Below are 20,090 nucleotides of genomic sequence, written 5' to 3' on the forward strand. Positions count from 1 at the left end.
ACTTTTAGTCTCCTTTCGCAGAGTAGTCGCGTTTACGTGGTGGGATTAATGAAACGTCGACTTCTTGGTACGTAATGATTGGATTACCAGTAGCTGGGTCAAACTTCGCCATTGTTGTTTTTAAGAAGTTCTCGTCATCACGGTTAGGGAAATCAGGTTTATAGTGTGCACCACGAGATTCATTACGTAATAGTGCACCTTTTGTCATTACTTTTGCAAGCACTAACATATTTTTAAGCTGACGTGTAAAGTGCGCGCCTTGATTGCTCCATTTTTGCGTATCATTGATGTTGATGTTGCTCCAGCGCTCAGTAAGCTCATCAAGTTTTTTCAATGTATCTTCAAGCTGATCATTGTAACGTACTACAGTCATTGTAGCAGTCATCATTTCACCAAGCTCTTTATGCAGTAAGTAAGCGTTTTCTGTGCCTTCCATTTTCATGATAGCATCCCATTTCGCTTGTTCCTCTTTTACACGAGCATCGTAAATCTCTTGTGGAAGATCTTCTGCATGCTTTTTAAGGTGTTTTACATAGTCTACTGCGTTTGGTCCTGCAACCATACCACCGTAGATAGCAGATAATAATGAGTTTGCACCAAGACGGTTTGCACCATGTTGAGAGTAATCACATTCACCTGCTGCAAATAGACCAGGAATTTCAGTCATTTGATTGTAGTCAACCCATAATCCACCCATTGAATAGTGGACAGCTGGGAAAATTTTCATTGGTAATTTACGTGGGTCATCCCCTACGAATTTTTCGTAGATTTCGATGATACCACCAAGTTTAACATCCAATTCATGTGGATCTTTATGTGAAAGATCTAGGTATACCATGTTTTCGCCATTGATACCAAGTTTTTGGTTTACACAAACGTCGAAAATTTCACGTGTTGCAATATCACGTGGTACTAAGTTACCATAAGCTGGGTATTTTTCTTCTAGGAAGTACCAAGGTTTACCGTCTTTATAAGTCCAAATACGACCACCTTCACCACGAGCTGATTCTGACATTAGACGGTTTTTGTCATCTCCAGGAATCGCTGTTGGGTGAATTTGAATGAATTCACCATTCGCATATGAAGCACCTTGTTGATAAACGATAGAAGCAGCAGAACCTGTGTTAATAACAGAGTTTGTTGTTTTACCGAAGATAATACCAGGGCCACCAGTCGCCATAATAACAGCGTCTGCACGGAATGATTTAATTTCTTCTGTACGCATATCTTGCGCTACGATACCACGACAAACGCCGTCTTCATCGATAATAACACCAAGGAATTCCCAGTGTTCATATTTATTTACTAAACCAGCTACTTCATGAGAACGAACTTGCTCATCTAGCGCATATAGTAATTGTTGACCAGTTGTTGCACCAGAGAAAGCTGTACGGTGCATTAAAGTACCACCAAAACGACGGAAATCTAAAAGCCCTTCTGGTGTACGGTTGAACATAACACCCATACGGTCCATTAAGTGGATAATGCCAGGTGCTGCATCACACATACCTTTTACTGGTGGTTGGTTCGCTAGGAAGTCCCCACCATATACTGTATCATCAAAGTGGATCCATGGAGAATCCCCTTCACCTTTAGTATTTACCGCACCATTAATTCCGCCTTGCGCACAAACAGAGTGTGAGCGTTTTACAGGAACTAATGAGAATAAATCAACTTCAGTACCAACTTCAGCTGCTTTAATCGTTGCCATCAGACCGGCAAGACCACCGCCGACAACAATTATTTTGCTTTTCGCCATGATTATTTCTCACTCCTCTTAAAAAATTGCAATGATTGCATGTGCTCTATCGTAGCCTCTATTGAATTATACGAAAGCTAAAATAGCAGCCACACCAACTACACTTAGAATTACGAAAAGAATGTTTGTTACGTAAGTAGCGATCTTTTGAGACTGAGGAGATTGTGTAATACCCCAGCTTACTAGGAATGCCCATAAACCGTTAGATAAGTGGAAAGTTGCTGATAAAATACCAACAATGTAGAATCCAAGCATGAATGGATTAGCAACAATATTCGCCATCATGTCGTAATCAACGTGTGTGCCAAGTGCTTTTTGAATACGAGTTTGGAAAATATGCCATGCAATGAATATCACTAAGAATACACCAGTAAAACGTTGTAAAGAGAACATCCAGTTACGGTACGTGCTGAAACGTCCAGTGTTTGGTGTAGCAGTGAATGCAATGTAGACACCATAGAATGCGTGGAACATTAATGGAATATAGATGACAATCCATTCAACTAGGATAAGGAATGGAATCTTTTCCATTACTGCGGTAGCATCGTTGTAACTTTCTGCCCCGCCTGTTGCTGTAAAGTTAATGAACAGGTGCATCGTTAAAAACAGACCTACTGGAATGATCCCAAGTAGAGAATGTAAGCGACGCCATAAAAACTCTCGATCTTTCGACAAGACTGTTACCCCCCTTAGTACTTAAAATAGCACAACAAAAGAAGTCATCATTTTGTAAATGATACTTCATTGACTGTGTATTTCATCATGGTACAATATTATGACATGTTTATTGTACTCTCAAGAGCTACGAGCGTCAAGGCAACTCGGAGTTTTTCATAGAGCTTATTAAAGAACTAATCTAGTACATGATGCGTCGTTTTTTCTCGAAAAATCTATCATTACTTTATTACCGTTAAATTTTAAGAAAATTCTAAGAAAGAAGGATAACAATGTTAAACACTCCATCTCCTACAATCTCATCATTTGGCTATGAGATCATTCGTGATCATATTCTATCTTCTATACTTGGTAAACATGAAGATGACGTCCTTTATTGGGCAGGTAAAGAGCTTGCTCGCAAGTTCCCATGTAAAAGTCAAGATGAACTTATCGCGTTTTTCGCAGATGCCTGCTGGGGTACATTAGAACTCATAAAGGAATCAAAAGATGGACGTATTTTCCAGTTGACAAATGACCCTGAAATTCTGCAAATAAAGCAGCGCAGCTTTAAACTTGAAGCTGGATTTATAGCAGAGCAAATTCAACTAGCTAAAGGCTACCTAACAGAATGCTATAATGAAAAACGGGAAAAGCAACAATACGTCATGTTTACAGTCAAATGGGACGTTAAAGAACGTATTATGAATACCATTCCCTCAGAATAATTAAAAAGGATTGTTTCCCATTAAAGAATGGGATGACAATCCTTCTTTTTTCTTCCTTTTATTTCGGTCAATTACATAAAATGCTGTTTCTTCTATTATTATATGTAAAGTGCTTGCTCTAAATTAAACTCATCATGGAGAGCATTAGCTGCTTGGATCATATCATCCTGTGGTACAACAACGGACACTTTTATTTCAGAAGTACTAACCATTTTTACAGGGATATTTTCACGACGTAACCGATCAAACATACGAGCAGCAACGCCTGGATTGGAAGCCATGCCTGAACCAATAATAGAAACTTTTGCTAGTCCAATTTCGAAGTCAGCAAAACTAAATCCAAGTGATAATTTACTATCCTCTAAAACACGTAATGCTTCCGCAAATTCCTCTTTTAAAATGGAAAACGATACAGTTGGCTTCAACCCATCAATAATGGCTTGGACAATAATATCTACATTAATACGGTTCTCTGCAAGAACCGTAAATATATCTGCTAATAAAGCATTGGAAAAAGCATCATACCCTACTGTTAAACGAATAATATCTGATTCAAATGCAACACCACGAACGACTAAATTTTTTTCCATTTCCACTTCCTCCTTCAATAAAGTGCCTACTGATTCTATTAAACTTGAACGTATAATAACAGGCATTTGAAATTTCTTCGCTAACTCCACCGCACGAGGATGTATGATATGAGACCCTAAATTCGATAATTCCAACATTTCATCATATGAAATTTCTTGAAGCTTTTGGGCATTGGGAACATATCGTGGATCTGCTGTATAAACACCATCCACATTTGTATACATATCTACTCTCTCCGCTTCCAACGCTATGGCAAGTGCAACAGCAGCTGTTTCAGCTCCACCTTTTCCAAGCGTGGTGATATTGTGCACTTCGTCAATCCCTTGTTCTCCAGCAATAACCACAATTTGTCCCTGTGCAAAATGTTCTTCCATACGACTAATATCTATATAGTCGATACGAGCATGTCGATACATACCATCCGTATGTATACCAGCTTGCCATCCAGTTAGAGACACAGCCTCATAGCCTGCTTCCTGCAAGGCAATGGCAAATAAAGCACTAGATAATTGAGAGCCAGTTGACAAAACTGCATCTAATTCTCTTTTCGACACATCGTCAGTTAGTTGGTGTACCATCATTTTCATCTCTTTCGCAGTGTGTCCCATTGCTGCAACGACCACTACTACATCCAATCCTTTGTCCTTTTCAGCAATCGCTTTCCTAGCAGCCTCTTGGATTTGTTCAGTAGAAGCTAATGCAGCTCCTCCAAACTTCATCACGACTTTAGCCATTTCTTTCGTTCTCCCTTCCAGTTCATGTATTTCACCAAATTATGGGGGGTAAAACCGTTTCTAGAAAACTAAAAGGCAGCCTCCACATAACGTGAAAGCTGCCTATAACATGTACAATAATCGTAACTTGCGCATGTGTGATAGCTCTCCGAAACGTTTAGAATCGACAGTCTTACATTTCTTAAATGCAAAACCAGTACAGCAATGGAACAACAATACTGTACTTCGGCAAGCTCCCCTTTCACACAATATCTCTGGACTTGTCCATCCTCCATTGTGTTACTCTTGAATCTTGCACCTCTATCATCACTTTAAAGTGAATGTATTCAATTCATTAAGCCTTAGCGTAAACAAACTAGTCACGCAGTTGGCTCTCCATAACATTGAAAACAATGTTATTTATAACCATAGCACATGCCTATTCCTTTGACAATGATTGTTGCTGAAAATAGCTAAAAATTTGGCTTGCTAAATTAGCGGGCATCCCAGCCTCCTGTAATGCTAGCTCGCTCGCCTCTCGAATTTTTTTGACTGAACCGAAATGTTTAAGAAGCTGTTGCTTTCGTTTTGGTCCTACCCCTTCAATATGATCTAATACAGATTGAATGGCATGCTTCTCATGCTGTTGACGCAAGAAGGTAATAGCAAAGCGATGGACTTCGTCTTGAATTCGTTGTAATAAATAAAAGCCATCACTTGTACGTTTTAAGCTAATCACTTCTGGTGGATCACCGAACAAGAGCTGAGATGTATTATGCTTATCATCCTTGGCTAAACCAGCAATCGGTATAACAAGACCAAGCTCATCTTCTAGTACTTCACGGGCTACTTCCATTTGTCCCTTACCACCATCAATTAAGACTAAATCTGGTAATGGTAGTCCTTCCTTTAAAACACGGATATAGCGACGACGTATAACCTCCTGCATTGCACCGTAATCATCATGCTTGGCTGCTGTACGCGTTTTATATTTTCGGTACTCCTTTTTCGCAGGCTTCCCATCAATGAAAACAACCATAGCAGACACTGCATCCGTTCCATGCATATGACTATTATCAAAAGCTTCAATTCGTAAAGGAGTACTAATACCCATTGCTTCGCCAAGTGCCTCACAAGCACCAATCGTACGTTCTTCCTGGCGCTCTATTAGCTGGAATTTAGCTGCCACAGCAATTTCAGCATTTTTGGTAGCTAATTCAACCAATTCCTTCTTTTGACCTCTTTTCGGTGTGAGCACTTTAATTTCTAATAATTCTGTTAAGATAGCTGCATCAATGGCTTGTGGAATAAAAATTTCTTTTGGCTTAATATGCTCTGGCTTTTCATAAAAGCGCCCAACAAATGTTAAAAATTCTTCCTCTGCATCTTGATAGATCGGGAAAATTGAGACATCGCGCTCAATCAGCTTTCCTTGGCGCACAAAGAAAACCTGAACACACATCCATCCTTTTTCAACAGCATAGCCAAATACATCTCGATTTGTTGTATCACTTGAAACTATTTTTTGTTTCTGCATAACCGTATCAATATGGGCAATTTGGTCTCGGAATTCCTTCGCTCGCTCAAATTCTAGGTTTTCTGCAGCTGCTAGCATTTTAACTTCAAGCTCTTTTTTGACTGCCTCCACACCACCATTTAGAAACTTCGTCATATCCTCAATCATTTCTTGATAAACCTGACCATCAATTTCCTTCACACAAGGTGCTAAGCATTGACCCATGTGATAGTACAAGCAAACCTTGGAAGGTAATTGTACACATTTGCGCAGCGGATACAATCGATCCAATAGCTTTTTCGTTTCACTTGCTGCATAGGCATTCGGATAAGGACCAAAATATTTTGCCTTATCCTTTTTTACCTTTCGTGTCGTAATCAGACGAGGATGTTTTTCATTCGTAATTTTTAAATATGGATAGGTCTTATCATCCGTTAACATGACATTATATTTTGGATCATGTAATTTGATGAGATTCAGCTCTAAAATAAGTGCTTCAATATTTGATGACGTTACAATATACTCAAAATCTTCTATTTCACCTACAAGCCTTTGCGTTTTCCCTTCATGTGTTCCCGTAAAATAAGAGCGTACACGGTTTTTTAGAACTTTTGCTTTACCGACATAAATGATAGTCCCTTGTCGATCCTTCATCAAATAGCAGCCAGGTTGATCTGGTAAAATATCCAGTTTTCGCTTTATTAAATCGTTCATTACCTACCTGCCCCCCTAAGTAAAAATTCCCCTCATTAGAATCATGTTAGTTATTTTCTTTATTATATAACGAAAAAAAGCCGAACACATCCATTGATGGCTCGGCTTTGTGAACTTCATTCATTACGCATGTTTTGCGATAAATGCTTCTAAAGCTTCTTTTGGTTGGAAGCCTACTGTTTTGTCAACTAATTCTCCATCTTTAAATAATAGTAAAGATGGGATTGACATAATTTGATACTGAGCTGCAGTACCTTGGTTATTGTCAACGTCAACTTTTACAATTTTAGCCGCACTACCTGCTGCGTCCATTTCTTCAAGAACTGGCCCAATCATTTTACATGGTCCGCACCAAGCAGCCCAAAAGTCTACTAGTACTAACCCTTCTTTAATATCGTCCTGGAACGTAGCATCTGTTGCATGTACAATTGCCATTTGAAATCCTCCTTAAACTTACTATGCTTGTAGTATAGCATGGATAAATTCACTTGAGCGAACAATCTGCCTACAATGTATTTTTTATGCAAATCTGTGTCGAAAAATCAATACACAGTCATTAATTGACTTGATAACGACCCTTCAATACATAGGTTAACGTAATAAAAAGGTAAATAGCTAACGTAATGCCTGTCACAATAATAGATGTGGTGAAAATAATTCCGATGAGAATCGCACTTAACGCCAATATAGCTATCCAAGTCGTATAAGGGAACCATTTTACTTCATAGGCACTTGTGTGCTCTGCTTGTTTTTTACGTGATTTTAAATGGGCAATCGCAATAATTAACCAAATAAATAACACAGTATAGCCAAGTGATCCCATTAGAAAATCAAATGTTTTGCTTCCCGCATATAAAGATAAAATGACCCCTAAATACATCGCTAAAGTACACATTAAAATAGCATATACTGGTACTTTTCGTTTCGATAAATAAGCAAAGATTTTAGGCACACGTCCATCTACAGCCTGTGTATAGAGTACGCGTGATGAACCATACAGTCCTGAATTCATTGATGAAATAATGGCAAGTAAAACAACAGCGTTCATAATATGGTCTGCCCCTGGAATACCAACCATTTTAAAAACCATGACAAACGGGCTTTCAGGAACCCCATTTACTTCATTCCAAGGAATCAAGCTTACGATAATAAAGAATGGCAGTAAATAAAAAGTAACAATACGTACTAATGTACTGCGAACAGCTTTTGGCACTACTTTTTCCGGATTTTTCGTTTCAGCTAATGTAATCCCGATGATTTCTGTCCCACCATAGGAGTAGATAACTACAAGCATGGCAGCAATTAAGCCAGTCGAGCCATTAGGGAAGAACCCACCATGCTCCGTTAAGTTAGCAAAACCAACAGCACTATGATTTCCAAACGTCACAAGCAATAAAATAAGTCCTGCAATGATAAAGACAATAATAACAGTAATTTTGATTAATGCTAGCCAATATTCTGTTTCTGCAAAGATTTTTACGGATAATAAATTAATCGCTGTTACTAACACAGAAACAGATAGTGCCAGTATCCAAATTGGATATTCTGGTAACCAATATTGAATAAAGATAGCAGCCACGACAGACTCTGCTGCAATATTTAAAACCCACATTTTCCAGTAGATCCAATCTAGGAAATACGCAGGGTATTTACCTAACACGGATTGCACTAAATCTCTAAAGGTTCTCGCTTCTTTATTACGCACGGCCATTTCTGCTAAGCCTTGCATAACAAATAATAAAATAATGCCGCCGATTAAATACGCAATCAGCACAGATGGTCCTGCCATATCAATGGCTGCACTACTTCCTTTAAATAATCCCGCGCCAATGGCACCACCTAACGCCATCATCGTGATATGACGCGAGGTCATTGTTCTTGTTAATTGTTGCTTGTTTTTTTCCACTTTCTTACCTCCTAAATATCAAAAAAGCATACCATCTATTCCTTCATCATCAAATGAAAGAAGAGACGATATGCTATCAGCAAACCGCGGTACCACTCTAATTGGCTCTTGAGAACCCAGCTTAAAAAACCTTGTAACGAAGGTTAATCGTCAAACAAATAGAATAATCTGATAATTCTATTTGTGTTACCACTCCTAGGCAAGTTCAAAGTCTTATTGGTCTGCGTTGCACCAACCCGCAGCTCTCTTCACCGAATAACGAGCTTTTACTACTCCTAATCTTTGCGTTTCAAATCATTAATGTATCCATCACTATAATGTCTATCGTTAATTATGTCAATATTTTATTTTGCAATAATTTTCAAATAGTACTTTTTAAAATGGAAAGCAATATAAAAAAACAGGAAGGGTTATCCCTTCCTGCATTTGTATTACGCATTCACTTTTAATGCTTTAAATTCTTCAATTAGAAGCGGAATAACTTCAAATAAATCTCCTACGATACCATAATCCGCTACTTTGAAAATATTTGCTTCAGGATCTTTATTGATAGCAACAATGACTTTTGAATTGGACATTCCAGCTAAATGCTGAATTGCGCCCGAAATACCTGCTGCAATATAAAGATCTGGTGTTACAACCTTACCTGTTTGTCCGATTTGCAGCGAGTAATCACAGTATTCAGCGTCACATGCACCACGTGATGCACCTACTGCACCGCCTAGTAAATCAGCTAACTCTTTTAATGGCTCGAAACCTTCTTCTGATTTCACACCACGACCACCAGCAACAACTACTTTCGCTTCTGAAAGATCTACACCTTCTGAAGATTTACGAACAACTTCTTTAATAATTGTGCGCAGGTTTGTAATCTCTACAGTGATTGCAGACACATCACCTGTTTTTCCATCTGCTTTTTCTAAAGGTGTAATGTTATTTGGACGAATAGAAGCTAAAACAACGCCTTCTTTAACTTTTACCTTTTCAAAGGCTTTACCAGAGTAAATTGGTCGGATGAATACCACATCATCGCCGGCATCTTCAATAGCAGTGACATCAGATACCAGACCTGCTTGCAATTTGCTTGCAATTTTTGGCGATAAATCTTTCCCATTTGCTGTATGACCAAAGACAATACCTGCTGGTTGTTCTTGCTCGATAACAGCTAATAATGCTTGACTATAGCCATCAGATGTATATTGTTTTAAATGTGGATGTTCCACTGTTACTACTCGATCAGCACCATATTCAAATAGTGGACCTGTTAAACCTGCTACAGCATCCCCTAAAAGTACCCCAACAACTTCGCCACCATCAGCGATTTGTTTTGCAGCTGCAATTGCTTCGAAAGAAACATTACGTAAGCTTCCTTCACGAACTTCACTTAATACTAATACTTTTTTTGACATAGCATATTCCCTCCGTTACCCTTTAAGATTCGATTGACATCCAATAATTAAACAACCTTTGCTTCCGTGTGAAGTAGATTTACCAGTTCTTTTGCTTGTGCAGAAAGGTCGCCTTCTAAAATACGGCCTGCTGCTTTTTGAGCTGGTAAGAAGATGTCTACTGTTTCAATCTTCACTTCTACATCATCTTCATCGATATCTAAATCATCTAACTCAAGCTCTGCAAGCGGTTTCTTTTTCGCTTTCATAATACCTGGTAGAGATGGGTAACGAGGCTCATTTAAACCTTGCTGAGCAGTTACTAATAACGGTAAAGAAGTTTCAATTACCTCTGAATCCCCTTCGATATCTCGAACAATTTTCGCAGATGTTCCGTCAATTTCAAGTTTTGTAATCGTAGTAACATAATTCATATCCAATAGATCAGCTACACGTGGACCCACTTGCCCTGAACCACCATCAATCGCAACATTTCCTGTTAAAATTAAATCTGCATCTTTATCTTTTAAGTATTCTGCTAGTAGATAAGCTGCTGCATTTTGGTCTAGCTCATCTAAATCATCTTCTGTATTAATAAGCACTGCTTCGTCTGCTCCCATAGCAAGCGCTGTACGTAATTGCTTCTCTGCATCCTCGCCACCAATTGTCACCACTGTTACTTTACCACCAGCAGCATCGCGAACTTGGATTGCTTCTTCAATGGCATATTCATCATAAGGGTTGATAATGAATTCTGCGCCGTCCTCTTGGATTTTACCACCCGACACAACGATTTTTTCTTCTGTATCAAACGTACGTTTAATTAATGCAAAAATGTTCATATATCCATACCTCCTGGAACGTTTTATAATTCTAAGTAAACTTATAAATATTATATATTTTCAGTTTCGTTAACGCCGATAACATACTGAACGTTGCTATCGACATTTGGAAAATTATTTGCCAGTAAACACAGGCTCACGCTTTTCAATGAATGCTTGAATTCCTTCTTTGGCATCTTCTGTGACAAATACTGTCCCAAAGGATTTCGCCTCTGCTTCAATGCCTTCATAGAATGATGCATGCTTTGCATATTGCAATGTTTGAATAGCTGCTTTTAAAGCAATTGGGCTTTTCTTAGCAATGCTCTTAGCAATCTTTAACGTTTCTTCTAGCAATGCTTCGTCTGGGAATGAACGGTTTGCTAAGCCCCACTGAACAGCTTCGTTACCAGAGATTGGTTCACTTGTAAACATCATTTCAGCAGCCTTAGCTACTCCAACATAGCGTGGTAAGCGCTGTGTACCACCAAAACCAGGAATAAGCCCTAATTGTAATTCAGGTAAACCTAATTTTGCTGATTCAGTGACAAATCGCATATGACAGCTCATTGCTAACTCAAGCCCTCCGCCTAATGCCGCACCATGGATGGCTGCAATTACAGGCTTAGAAAACGATTCAACACGCTCAAAAACCTGCTGCCCGTTGCTAGCTAGCTTTGTAAATTCCTCTCCAGATTCTACCCCAATAAATTCTTTAATATCTGCCCCTGCAGAGAAGAAACGGCCTTCACCATGAAGTACAAGGACTCTTACAGCATCATCGTGTTCTACAGCATCTAGCACAGCGTTAACTTCTGCAATAATACCGCGAGATAATGCATTTGCTGGTGGACGTGCAATTGTAATAATCGCTACTCCATCTTCTACTTTCCAACTTAGAAATTCCATTTCTCCACATCCTTTTAAGCTTTAATGCCGTTCAGGATTAATGCCTGAACCTTTGGAACCTGTTCCATCAAATCATATCGATAGTCATTCATAACCCACGACGTAATAGTTTCATCAATTGTTCCAAAAACCATTTGTCGAGCCAAGCGTACATCCATCGTCTGATTGAACTCACCTGTAAGCATACCCTCGATTAAAATTTGATCAAGTAGCTGTAAATACTCGCGCAATACAGAATTAATTTTTAATCGTAAGTCTTTGTTTGACTGGCGAAGCTCTAATTGTGTGACAGTTGCTAGGTATCGATCTGTCGCTAGAACATTAAAATGATTTTCAATCATTCGTGAAAGTTTGTCTTTAGACGTACTCCCCTTTTCTATTATATCTTGTAATGACTCTACAAAAACAGCCATTTTTTCATTAAAGACAGAAATTAATATATCTTCTTTATTTTTAAAATATAAATAGATTGTTCCATCGGCCACCCCTGCCTGTTTGGCGATTTTCGATACTTGCGCTTGGTGATACCCATTTTCCGCAATAACGATGACAGCTGCATCAATAATTTGTTTATATTTTGGCTTATCTCGTTTCACTTTTATATCACCACCTAAAAAACATGCGCACGTCGATATGACGTGTAAACCTAAAAAAATATGAAAATATGAATGGTCATTCATTCATATTTTCATATTATATTTTACAGCATTGCTTGTCAATACTTTCACACGTATTTATTTCGCTTCTTTATTCGCTAATTTTGTTTTTTCTTCTTCAACTAACGTACGACGCAAAATTTTTCCTACAGCTGTTTTTGGCAGCTCTTCTCTAAATTCATAATAACGCGGAACTTTAAAAGCTGCTAGATGCTGACGGCAATATTTATTTAATTCGTCCTCAGTAATCGAATATCCTTCTTTTAATACAATATAAGCTTTAACTGTTTCACCACGATACGGATCAGGTATGCCTGCTACTACGCACTCTTGAATCTCTTCACGTTCATATAACACTTCTTCTACTTCACGTGGATAAATATTAAAGCCGCCTGCTATTATTAAATCTTTTTTACGATCTACTACATAGAAGAAGCCTTGCTCATCCATATAACCAAGATCACCTGTTAAAAACCAACCATCAGCAAATGTCGCTGCTGTATCCTCCGGACGGTTCCAGTAGCCCTTCATTACTTGTGGTCCTTTAACAGCAATTTCACCAACTTCACCAATAGGTAGCTCTTCTGTATCACCTGTACGTAAAATAACCGCTTCTGTATTTGGCCAAGGTAAACCAATCGAGCCAATCACCCGCTTCCCCCAAATTGGCGTAGCATGTGTTACAGGTGAGGTTTCAGTTAACCCATATCCTTCTACTAGCTTTCCACCAGTCACCGCCTCAAACTTCTCTTGCACTTCAATCGGCAATGAAGCAGAGCCACTTAGGCATGCCTTAATGGATGATAAATCATAATTCGCAATGTCTGGGTGATTTAAAAGGCCGATGTATAAGGTTGGTGCGCCGGGGAACAGAGTTGGTTTTTGTTTATCAATTGTTTTTAATGCCGTTTCTGCATCAAACTTCGGTAAAAGCACCATTCTATTTTGAGTGAATACAGATAAAAGCATAACAGTTGTCATGCCATAGACGTGGAAGAATGGTAGAATGCCCATAATGGTTTCTTCACCATGAACACATTTATACATCCAAGCATCACACATTGTCGTATTGGCAATTAAATTTTTATGGGTCAGCATAACGCCTTTTGGGAAACCTGTTGTCCCACCCGTATATTGAAGGAGTGCTAGGTCTTCTTCAAAATCAAATGGCATATTGTCAATTATCTTAATTGGTGCTGAACGCATTATTTCTGAAAACAGATGATTTTGACCGCTATGTTCAACCTTGACACTAAAGCCATACTGCTTTTTTTGAATAAATGGATAGACTAAATTTTTTGGGAATGGTAAATAATCCTTAATAGCTGTCACAATGACATTTTCAAGAGCAGTCTCTTTCATAATTTTCATGACTCTCGGATATAAAATATCCATGACAAGAATAACCTTTGCTCCTGAATCAGCCATTTGATATTGAAGCTCACGTTCAGTATAAAGTGGATTTGTTTGTACTACAACAGCACCTGCATACATGGCACCATAGTAAGCGATTACACTTTGTGGCGTGTTAGGCAACATAATTGCTACTCGATCTCCCTTTTCCACACCTAGTGTTTGTAAATAGTTTGCGAACCTTAAAGCTGACTCATATAGCTCGGTGTACGTCAAATCCTTTCCCATAAAATGAATCGCTACTTTGGATGGATTCTTTTTATAGGCACGTGTCAAAAACTCTTGCACTGGAATTTCCTCAAACGTTAAAGACGATGGTACTTCTTCAGGATAATTTGCTAGCCATGGTTTTGCTGTCATACGTCCTCTCCCCTTTGTCCCAAACTTTGTCAATTCTTATATTTATTATAATGAAAAAGAAATACAGTTTCAAACAGAAAATAGAAAATAAATGCATTTTCGATTAATTATTATGCAATTAACAACATTAATATGATTGGTATTTATCAGGATTTATTTGAATACACCTTATGAATGCTCGTTCATTCTCGAGTCACTCCATAAAAAAACAATCAGCATATTCCTATATTATAAAAATAATTTTTCTACCCTTTAATAGAGTTTTATGAAAGAAAGTTAATAGGTTGTAGTAGAAATTTATGCTATGTACAATTAACAAAAAACGCATCCTCATAAAGAGAATGCGTTTTTTATTTAAATCGTTAACATATAGTAGACACCTACTGCCAAAAATGCAATACAGACAACGATTAGTACTTTTGCTAATTTTTCCATGTCATGACACTCCTATGCAATACTTGCCCCAATTACAAACGAAAGACCGACTGAAATGGTAAAGGAAATGAAACCAACTGAGCGATTATCATTGGCAATCTCTTGATCAACGTTAAAACGAGGTGTCATAAATTCAAATAAGAAATACGCTACAATCAATAATGTAAAGCCAAAAAGGCCCCAACCGATCATTTCACTTAATGTGCTATGACGTGCAATGGAAAAGCGGAAGATATTACAAATCCCTAGTATTTTCCCACCTGTTGCAAGAGCCACAGCCACATTACCTTTTTTAATTTCTTCCCAATTTTTATATTTCGTAACGACTTCGAACAATGCCATCGAGACGACTAAACATAATACTACAACACTAAAATATCCTGCCGTTTCGATAATTGGATATCGCCAAAAGCCAGAATTCAGCATTTTTCTCCGTCCCCTTTATAGCTTATTTCAATTCAACAATTGTGACGCCTAAGCCCCCTTCACCGGCTTCACCAAAACGGAAGGATTTTACGCGCTTATGCTTTTTCAAATAGCTTTGAATTCCTTGACGTAAAGCCCCTGTACCAACTCCATGAATAATGGACACACGACCATAATTAGAGAGTAATGCATCATCAATATATTTCTCTGTTCTTACGATTGCATCCTCATAACGTTCACCACGTAAATCTAATTCTAGTTTCACATGACTATTTCGATTTTTCACACCAGCTGTTCGTAATACAGGCTCTTTTTCAGGTTTAATATATTCCAAATCACTATCTGAGATTTTCATTTTTAAAATCCCCATTTGGACAACCCATTCAGTATTCGACACCTTTTCTAACAAAGTACCTCGTTGACCATAGCTTAACACCTTTACCTCGTCTCCGACAACTAAGTTTTGTGCACGAGCTTTGACTTGTGCCGCCTTTTTTAGCACTTTATTGTCTTCAAGTGGTGTTGCTTCTTCCAAGCGTTTACGTGCTTCAATCAATTCATGCTCCTTGACAACTTGATCAGCATTTTTACGCATTTCTCGAAGCTCTGCAATAATCGCTTCTGCTTCACGTTTTGCTTCATCAACAATTTTACGCGCCTTTTCCTTCGCCTTCTTATCAAGCGCCTCTTTACGCTCCTCATAGGCTTGCAATTTATCTTGAAGCTCTTTACGTAATGTTTCTGATTCTAATAGCAATGCATGCGAACGATCTGCATCATCTTCAGATTGGCGACGTGTTTCTTCCAATGAGGCAATCATCGATTCAACCTCATGTCGATCGGTTCCAGTAAAGCCTTTAGCACGATCAATAATGGATTCAGGTAAACCAAGACGACTGGAAATTTCAAATGCATTTGAGCGCCCAGGTACACCGATAAGTAGACGGTAGGTCGGGCTCAAAGTTTCAATATCAAATTCTACACTGGCATTGGCTACACCTGGTCGATTATAGCCATAAGCTTTTAGCTCAGGATAGTGAGTTGTAGCCATTACACGAGCACCGCGCCCATGTACTTCGTCTAAGATTGAAATGGCTAAGGCTGCCCCTTCCTGTGGGTCAGTACCTGCCCCTAACTCATCAAAAAGAACAAGTGATTCGTGATCAAATTTTTGTAGGATGTCAACAATATTAACCATATGGGACGAGAACGTAGAAAGTGACTGCTCAATTGATTGCTCATCACCAATATCGGCAAATAATTGCTCAAATACAGCAAGTTCTGAGCCATCTAATGCTGGCACTGGTAATCCAGCTTGTGCCATTAATGTACACAGACCAACCGTTTTTAATGTCACCGTTTTACCACCTGTATTAGGACCTGTAATGACAATAGCTGTAATGTCTTTACCAAATTCAATGTCATTTGGAATAGCTGATTCTATTGGTAGTAGTGGATGACGTGCACGTATTAGTCGGATATAGCCATCCTGATTCATTTTAGGCATTGTACATTTATTGGCTTGGCCATATTTGCCCTTTGCTAAAATGACATCGATATCGCCTAATACCTTCACTAAGTTAAATAAATCTGATGCTACTTCTTGCACCATTGCACTTAATGCTAGTAAAATACGTTCAATTTCAGCCTGCTCTTTCATTTTCAAGCGATGAATTTCATTGTTTGCTTGGACAACAGAATCTGGCTCAATAAATAAGGTTTGACCAGAAGAAGATTGGTCATGGACAATCCCACCATAGTGGTGACGATATTCCTGCTTTACGGGAATAACAAAGCGATCATTACGAATTGTCACAAGTGTATCAGAAAGCATTTTCGCTGCATTACTTCCCCGAATTAAACTATCCAGCTTAGAGCGGACTTTCCCTTCTTCAGCACGCAAAGATTGGCGAATAGAGCGCAATGTTTGACTAGCAGAATCTAAGACAGCTCCATTGTCGTCAATACAGTTATTAATTTCATGTTGCAATCCTGTTAGGACAGGCATTGCTTCCTTTTTGGAGATGAAATGGGGAATATCAATCACTTCATCGGCTTCTAAATCTTCAATAAAATTGCGTAGAATTCGGCTTGCTCGAATCGTGCTCGAAATTTCCATTAGTTCTACTGCTGCTAACATGCCTCCTATTTGAGCACGTCTGGCAGAGGGACGGACATCAAAAATTCCGCCCATTGGTACATTGCCCTTCACACGCAAAATGGATAGTCCCTCATCCATTTCCTCTAATAATTGTACTACTTTATCAAAATCTGTTTGTGGCACAAGCTCCTCAATGGCAGATTTACCAATAGAGGAAGTACAATAGGAAGCCACTTGTTGCCTAACTTTATCGTATTCTAGTGTTTTCAATGCGCGTTCTGCAATCACTGAGAACACCTCCTCAGCTATTTATTTCGTTGGATGAACGCTTCAAACTGTTCACGCGTCCATGTATTCACAATCATATCTTTCGGTAACCATGCTCTATTTGCATAGCGAACCCCAATATCCATAAAACGTAAATGTGCAATATCATGTGCATCTGTGTTGATGGCTACTGGCACACCTGCTGCGCATGCCATTTCTAAATGTTCTACACATAAATCGAGACGATACGGATTTGCATTTAACTCTAAAATTTTACCATATTCCTTTGCCCACGCAATTAACTGTTTCATATCAGGATTATAACCATCGCGATCTTCAATAATTCGACCAGTCGGATGGGCAATCATATGAACATAGGGATTTTGCATAGCTGTTAGTAAACGTGCCATAATTTTATCTTGCGATTGTGTAAAACTAGAATGAATGGAAGCAATAACAAAATCGAGCTCTTTTAACACTTGATCTTCGAAATCAAGGGAGCCGTCTGGTAAAATATCCATCTCCGTTCCTTTAAACAAATGAAAATCTGGATGTGCTGCATTAAATGCCTCAATTTCTACACGCTGCTTTTCTAAACGCTCCGGTGTTAATCCATTTGCTACTTTTAGGAATTGCGAATGGTCTGTAATAACGCTATATTGATAGCCTCGTGCTAGTAACGCCTCGCCCATTTCTGCAACAGAGTATGCACCATCTGACCATGTTGTATGCATATGCAAATCAGCTTTAATATCCTCTAGTCGAACTAAGTTTTGAATTATGTTTGTTTTGTCAAATTCTGCTGTTCCTGTCCGTAAGCTCGGTGGAATCCAAGGTAGATCAAAATGAGCGAAAAATGCTGCCTCGTCTTGGAACGTTAAAACGGAACCATCTTCCTGTTCCACACCATATTCACTTATTTTTTCACCACGGGCTTTGGCAATTTGCCGCATACGAACATTATGATCTTTTGAACCTGTGAAATGATGTAACGCAGTCGCATATTCATTGTCTTTCACTAAACGGAAATCAACGCTAACTGGTTCATCTAAGTCTAAAATCACCGAAATTTTTGTATCCCCCGCCGCCACGACTTCTTGAATGGCCAAGCTATTTAACAACGTTTCGCGTACTTCCTCCACTGCTTCTGTCACAACAATAAAATCAATATCTTTGCTAGTTTCTAACGCTCGACGGAAACTCCCAGCAACTGAAAATCGGTCTACTTCCTTCATACTACCTAGAAGCGCCTCAATTTGTAAAACCACAGGCTCAAGCTGCCAAATTGGTAGTCGTTCTGAACGATTTGCTAAATTGGCTAGCTCCTTTAAAATTTTCTCTTCAGTTTTTACAGCAAATCCAGCTAATTCACGTACTTTTCCTGCTTCACAAGCTGCCTTCAAGCTTTCTGCAGAGTCAATACCAAGCTCTTGGTGTAGTTTCGCAATTTTTTTTCCTCCCAAGCCAGGTAATTTTAGCAATGGCAGTAACCCTTTAGGTACAACCTCTTCTAACTCCTTTAACAAACTCGATTCACCTGTTGCCATTAAGTCCTCTATTACAGCCGCAGTACCCTTGCCAATCCCTTTGAGTTTTGTTACATCATCCATTTCGCTTAATGATCGCTCGTCCCCCTCTAGTGCTGCCGCGGCCTTTCGAAAGGCTGATACCTTGAATGGATTTTCTCCCTGTAGTTCCATATATAAAGCAATTTTTTCGAGTGTGCGAATAATTGTTTTTTTATTCATTGGTAATTCCTCCTATCGTAAAAACACTTCCCTCAAGACAGAGAGAAGTGCATAGTTACTATTGCATATAAATATACCACCAGTTTTGGAACATCTTTGTAATAATTGGTGTGTGCTCCAACATGAGACCACTTAACAATGACTTCGACATTAAATTTTGTATGGCATCTACTGGTAATAAGGCGCACACATATAGCAAAATAAACATAATTAAATAGTTTTCAATCATGCCAAGTAACGCCCCAAGCCAACGATTCACAGTATTTAGCACTGGCAAATACGCGATAAAGTCAAATATCGATGCCACGATTTGCAACGTTATTTTTACTGCAAAGAAAATAACAGCAAAGGCAATTACCCGATAAAAGGTACGGTCTAAATCTAGACTATCAATGACAACGCCAAGGCTGCCTGTGTCAGTGACGCCTGGATATGGAACCCAAAATACAAATTTTTGTGCTAATGGCTTATAATAAATATACGCAACAATTAGGGCTACTACAAAGCTGACAATATGCATCATCTGTACAATAAAACCTCGTTTTGCACCGACGCCTATACCAGCTAACAGTACCACTAATATGATTAAATCTAACATTCTCTTCAACCCTTTAACTTTTTCAATTCTTCTTCTAATTGCTCCATTCGTTCTTTTAATAGTAAATAATCATGAACTGTATTTACTGCTGTCAGAACAGCAAGTTTTGTGCTATCAAGTGAGGGATTATGTACGTTCATCTCGCGCATACGGTCATCAACAATCGAAGCAACAAGTCGCATATGGCCAATGGATTCAGAGCCGACCATTTTATATGTATGACCATATATTTCAACAGAAATTTTATTCTTTTCTTGTTTTTCCATAGTCGCACCCTCCTATAAATTCGATGCACACACGATTTTAGAGGCTTGTGAGCACCATCACACAAAAAAGCTATTTATTATCATACCATGAAAGGTATAAAATTGTGAACAACGAGGACAG

General features: G+C 38.7%; 17 protein-coding genes, 1 riboswitch and 1 other annotated feature. Of the genes, 1 reads left to right on the plus strand and 16 read right to left on the minus strand.

Annotated elements, in window-relative coordinates; genetic code table 11:
- Window positions 1-4 precede the first annotated feature (4 nt).
- Window positions 5-1,759: a succinate dehydrogenase flavoprotein subunit gene (gene sdhA, locus QH639_RS11295; RefSeq protein ID WP_237898404.1), complete on the minus strand. Its 1,755-nt coding sequence runs from the start codon at window positions 1,757-1,759 to the stop codon at window positions 5-7.
- A 66-nt stretch (window positions 1,760-1,825) separates the two neighbouring features.
- Window positions 1,826-2,434 carry a succinate dehydrogenase cytochrome b558 subunit gene (locus QH639_RS11300; protein WP_004226428.1) on the minus strand — a complete coding sequence of 203 codons (609 nt, stop codon included), beginning with the start codon at window positions 2,432-2,434 and terminating at the stop codon, window positions 1,826-1,828.
- A gap of 272 nt (window positions 2,435-2,706) precedes the next feature.
- Between QH639_RS11300 and QH639_RS11305 the strand changes: the two genes are divergently transcribed.
- On the plus strand, window positions 2,707-3,141 hold the full coding sequence (locus tag QH639_RS11305; RefSeq protein ID WP_048393678.1) for a YslB family protein: 435 nt from the start codon (window positions 2,707-2,709) through the stop codon (window positions 3,139-3,141).
- Between the two features lie 98 nt (window positions 3,142-3,239).
- Here the strand turns inward: QH639_RS11305 and QH639_RS11310 are convergent, their stop codons facing one another.
- The 14 genes from QH639_RS11310 to zapA form a co-directional block, all read right to left on the minus strand.
- Window positions 3,240-4,466, minus strand: a complete 1,227-nt coding sequence (locus QH639_RS11310; protein ID WP_281116063.1) for an aspartate kinase — start codon at window positions 4,464-4,466, stop codon at window positions 3,240-3,242.
- 133 nt (window positions 4,467-4,599) lie between these two features.
- Window positions 4,600-4,777, minus strand: a riboswitch (Lysine riboswitch).
- A 107-nt stretch (window positions 4,778-4,884) separates the two neighbouring features.
- Window positions 4,885-6,675 (minus strand): excinuclease ABC subunit UvrC, encoded by a 1,791-nt coding sequence (uvrC, locus tag QH639_RS11315; RefSeq protein ID WP_237898408.1) that lies wholly within the window; start codon window positions 6,673-6,675, stop codon window positions 4,885-4,887.
- 123 nt (window positions 6,676-6,798) lie between these two features.
- Window positions 6,799-7,110 (minus strand): thioredoxin, encoded by a 312-nt coding sequence (gene trxA, locus QH639_RS11320; protein WP_004226420.1) that lies wholly within the window; start codon window positions 7,108-7,110, stop codon window positions 6,799-6,801.
- A 121-nt stretch (window positions 7,111-7,231) separates the two neighbouring features.
- Window positions 7,232-8,548 (minus strand): amino acid permease, encoded by a 1,317-nt coding sequence (locus QH639_RS11325; protein WP_284705897.1) that lies wholly within the window; start codon window positions 8,546-8,548, stop codon window positions 7,232-7,234.
- 91 nt (window positions 8,549-8,639) lie between these two features.
- Window positions 8,640-8,873, minus strand: a binding site (T-box leader).
- 139 nt (window positions 8,874-9,012) lie between these two features.
- The gene (locus QH639_RS11330; protein ID WP_281116064.1) at window positions 9,013-9,990 is read right to left on the minus strand and encodes an electron transfer flavoprotein subunit alpha/FixB family protein; all 978 of its coding nucleotides are present in this window, start codon (window positions 9,988-9,990) and stop codon (window positions 9,013-9,015) included.
- 47 nt (window positions 9,991-10,037) lie between these two features.
- The gene (locus QH639_RS11335; protein WP_131521384.1) at window positions 10,038-10,811 is read right to left on the minus strand and encodes an electron transfer flavoprotein subunit beta/FixA family protein; all 774 of its coding nucleotides are present in this window, start codon (window positions 10,809-10,811) and stop codon (window positions 10,038-10,040) included.
- 114 nt (window positions 10,812-10,925) lie between these two features.
- Window positions 10,926-11,699 carry an enoyl-CoA hydratase gene (locus tag QH639_RS11340; RefSeq protein WP_131521383.1) on the minus strand — a complete coding sequence of 258 codons (774 nt, stop codon included), beginning with the start codon at window positions 11,697-11,699 and terminating at the stop codon, window positions 10,926-10,928.
- Between the two features lie 14 nt (window positions 11,700-11,713).
- Window positions 11,714-12,295, minus strand: coding sequence for a fatty acid metabolism transcriptional regulator FadR (locus QH639_RS11345; protein ID WP_054549980.1), 582 nt, complete (start codon window positions 12,293-12,295; stop codon window positions 11,714-11,716).
- A 138-nt stretch (window positions 12,296-12,433) separates the two neighbouring features.
- The gene (locus QH639_RS11350; RefSeq protein ID WP_131521382.1) at window positions 12,434-14,128 is read right to left on the minus strand and encodes an AMP-binding protein; all 1,695 of its coding nucleotides are present in this window, start codon (window positions 14,126-14,128) and stop codon (window positions 12,434-12,436) included.
- Window positions 14,129-14,575: 447 nt separating this feature from the next.
- Window positions 14,576-14,989 (minus strand): DUF350 domain-containing protein, encoded by a 414-nt coding sequence (locus QH639_RS11355; protein ID WP_008179180.1) that lies wholly within the window; start codon window positions 14,987-14,989, stop codon window positions 14,576-14,578.
- A gap of 22 nt (window positions 14,990-15,011) precedes the next feature.
- On the minus strand, window positions 15,012-17,378 hold the full coding sequence (locus tag QH639_RS11360; protein WP_281116065.1) for an endonuclease MutS2: 2,367 nt from the start codon (window positions 17,376-17,378) through the stop codon (window positions 15,012-15,014).
- A 17-nt stretch (window positions 17,379-17,395) separates the two neighbouring features.
- Window positions 17,396-19,105, minus strand: a complete 1,710-nt coding sequence (gene polX / locus QH639_RS11365) for a DNA polymerase/3'-5' exonuclease PolX (RefSeq protein ID WP_131521380.1) — start codon at window positions 19,103-19,105, stop codon at window positions 17,396-17,398.
- 58 nt (window positions 19,106-19,163) lie between these two features.
- Window positions 19,164-19,703, minus strand: a complete 540-nt coding sequence (locus QH639_RS11370; RefSeq protein ID WP_004226395.1) for a CvpA family protein — start codon at window positions 19,701-19,703, stop codon at window positions 19,164-19,166.
- A gap of 5 nt (window positions 19,704-19,708) precedes the next feature.
- Window positions 19,709-19,969: a cell division protein ZapA gene (zapA, locus tag QH639_RS11375; RefSeq protein ID WP_016991554.1), complete on the minus strand. Its 261-nt coding sequence runs from the start codon at window positions 19,967-19,969 to the stop codon at window positions 19,709-19,711.
- Between the last annotated feature and the right edge of the window lie 121 nt (window positions 19,970-20,090).

Source organism: Lysinibacillus sp. 1 U-2021, assembly GCF_029916965.1.
Classification (GTDB): Bacteria; Bacillota; Bacilli; order Bacillales_A; family Planococcaceae; genus Lysinibacillus; species Lysinibacillus capsici.

What these genes read in the sequence shown, in the direction of transcription:
- QH639_RS11350 (WP_131521382.1), bottom strand. Translation starts at nt 14,128, where the DNA reads ATGACAGCAAAACCATGGCTAGCAAATTATCCTGAAGAAGTACCATCG.
- QH639_RS11335 (WP_131521384.1), bottom strand. Translation starts at nt 10,811, where the DNA reads ATGAACATTTTTGCATTAATTAAACGTACGTTTGATACAGAAGAAAAA.
- QH639_RS11330 (WP_281116064.1), bottom strand. Translation starts at nt 9,990, where the DNA reads ATGTCAAAAAAAGTATTAGTATTAAGTGAAGTTCGTGAAGGAAGCTTA.
- QH639_RS11370 (WP_004226395.1), bottom strand. Translation starts at nt 19,703, where the DNA reads ATGTTAGATTTAATCATATTAGTGGTACTGTTAGCTGGTATAGGCGTC.
- QH639_RS11325 (WP_284705897.1), bottom strand. Translation starts at nt 8,548, where the DNA reads ATGACCTCGCGTCATATCACGATGATGGCGTTAGGTGGTGCCATTGGC.
- trxA (WP_004226420.1), bottom strand. Translation starts at nt 7,110, where the DNA reads ATGGCAATTGTACATGCAACAGATGCTACGTTCCAGGACGATATTAAA.
- zapA (WP_016991554.1), bottom strand. Translation starts at nt 19,969, where the DNA reads ATGGAAAAACAAGAAAAGAATAAAATTTCTGTTGAAATATATGGTCAT.
- uvrC (WP_237898408.1), bottom strand. Translation starts at nt 6,675, where the DNA reads ATGAACGATTTAATAAAGCGAAAACTGGATATTTTACCAGATCAACCT.
- QH639_RS11340 (WP_131521383.1), bottom strand. Translation starts at nt 11,699, where the DNA reads ATGGAATTTCTAAGTTGGAAAGTAGAAGATGGAGTAGCGATTATTACA.
- QH639_RS11355 (WP_008179180.1), bottom strand. Translation starts at nt 14,989, where the DNA reads ATGCTGAATTCTGGCTTTTGGCGATATCCAATTATCGAAACGGCAGGA.
- polX (WP_131521380.1), bottom strand. Translation starts at nt 19,105, where the DNA reads ATGAATAAAAAAACAATTATTCGCACACTCGAAAAAATTGCTTTATAT.
- sdhA (WP_237898404.1), bottom strand. Translation starts at nt 1,759, where the DNA reads ATGGCGAAAAGCAAAATAATTGTTGTCGGCGGTGGTCTTGCCGGTCTG.
- QH639_RS11305 (WP_048393678.1), top strand. Translation starts at nt 2,707, where the DNA reads ATGTTAAACACTCCATCTCCTACAATCTCATCATTTGGCTATGAGATC.
- QH639_RS11310 (WP_281116063.1), bottom strand. Translation starts at nt 4,466, where the DNA reads ATGGCTAAAGTCGTGATGAAGTTTGGAGGAGCTGCATTAGCTTCTACT.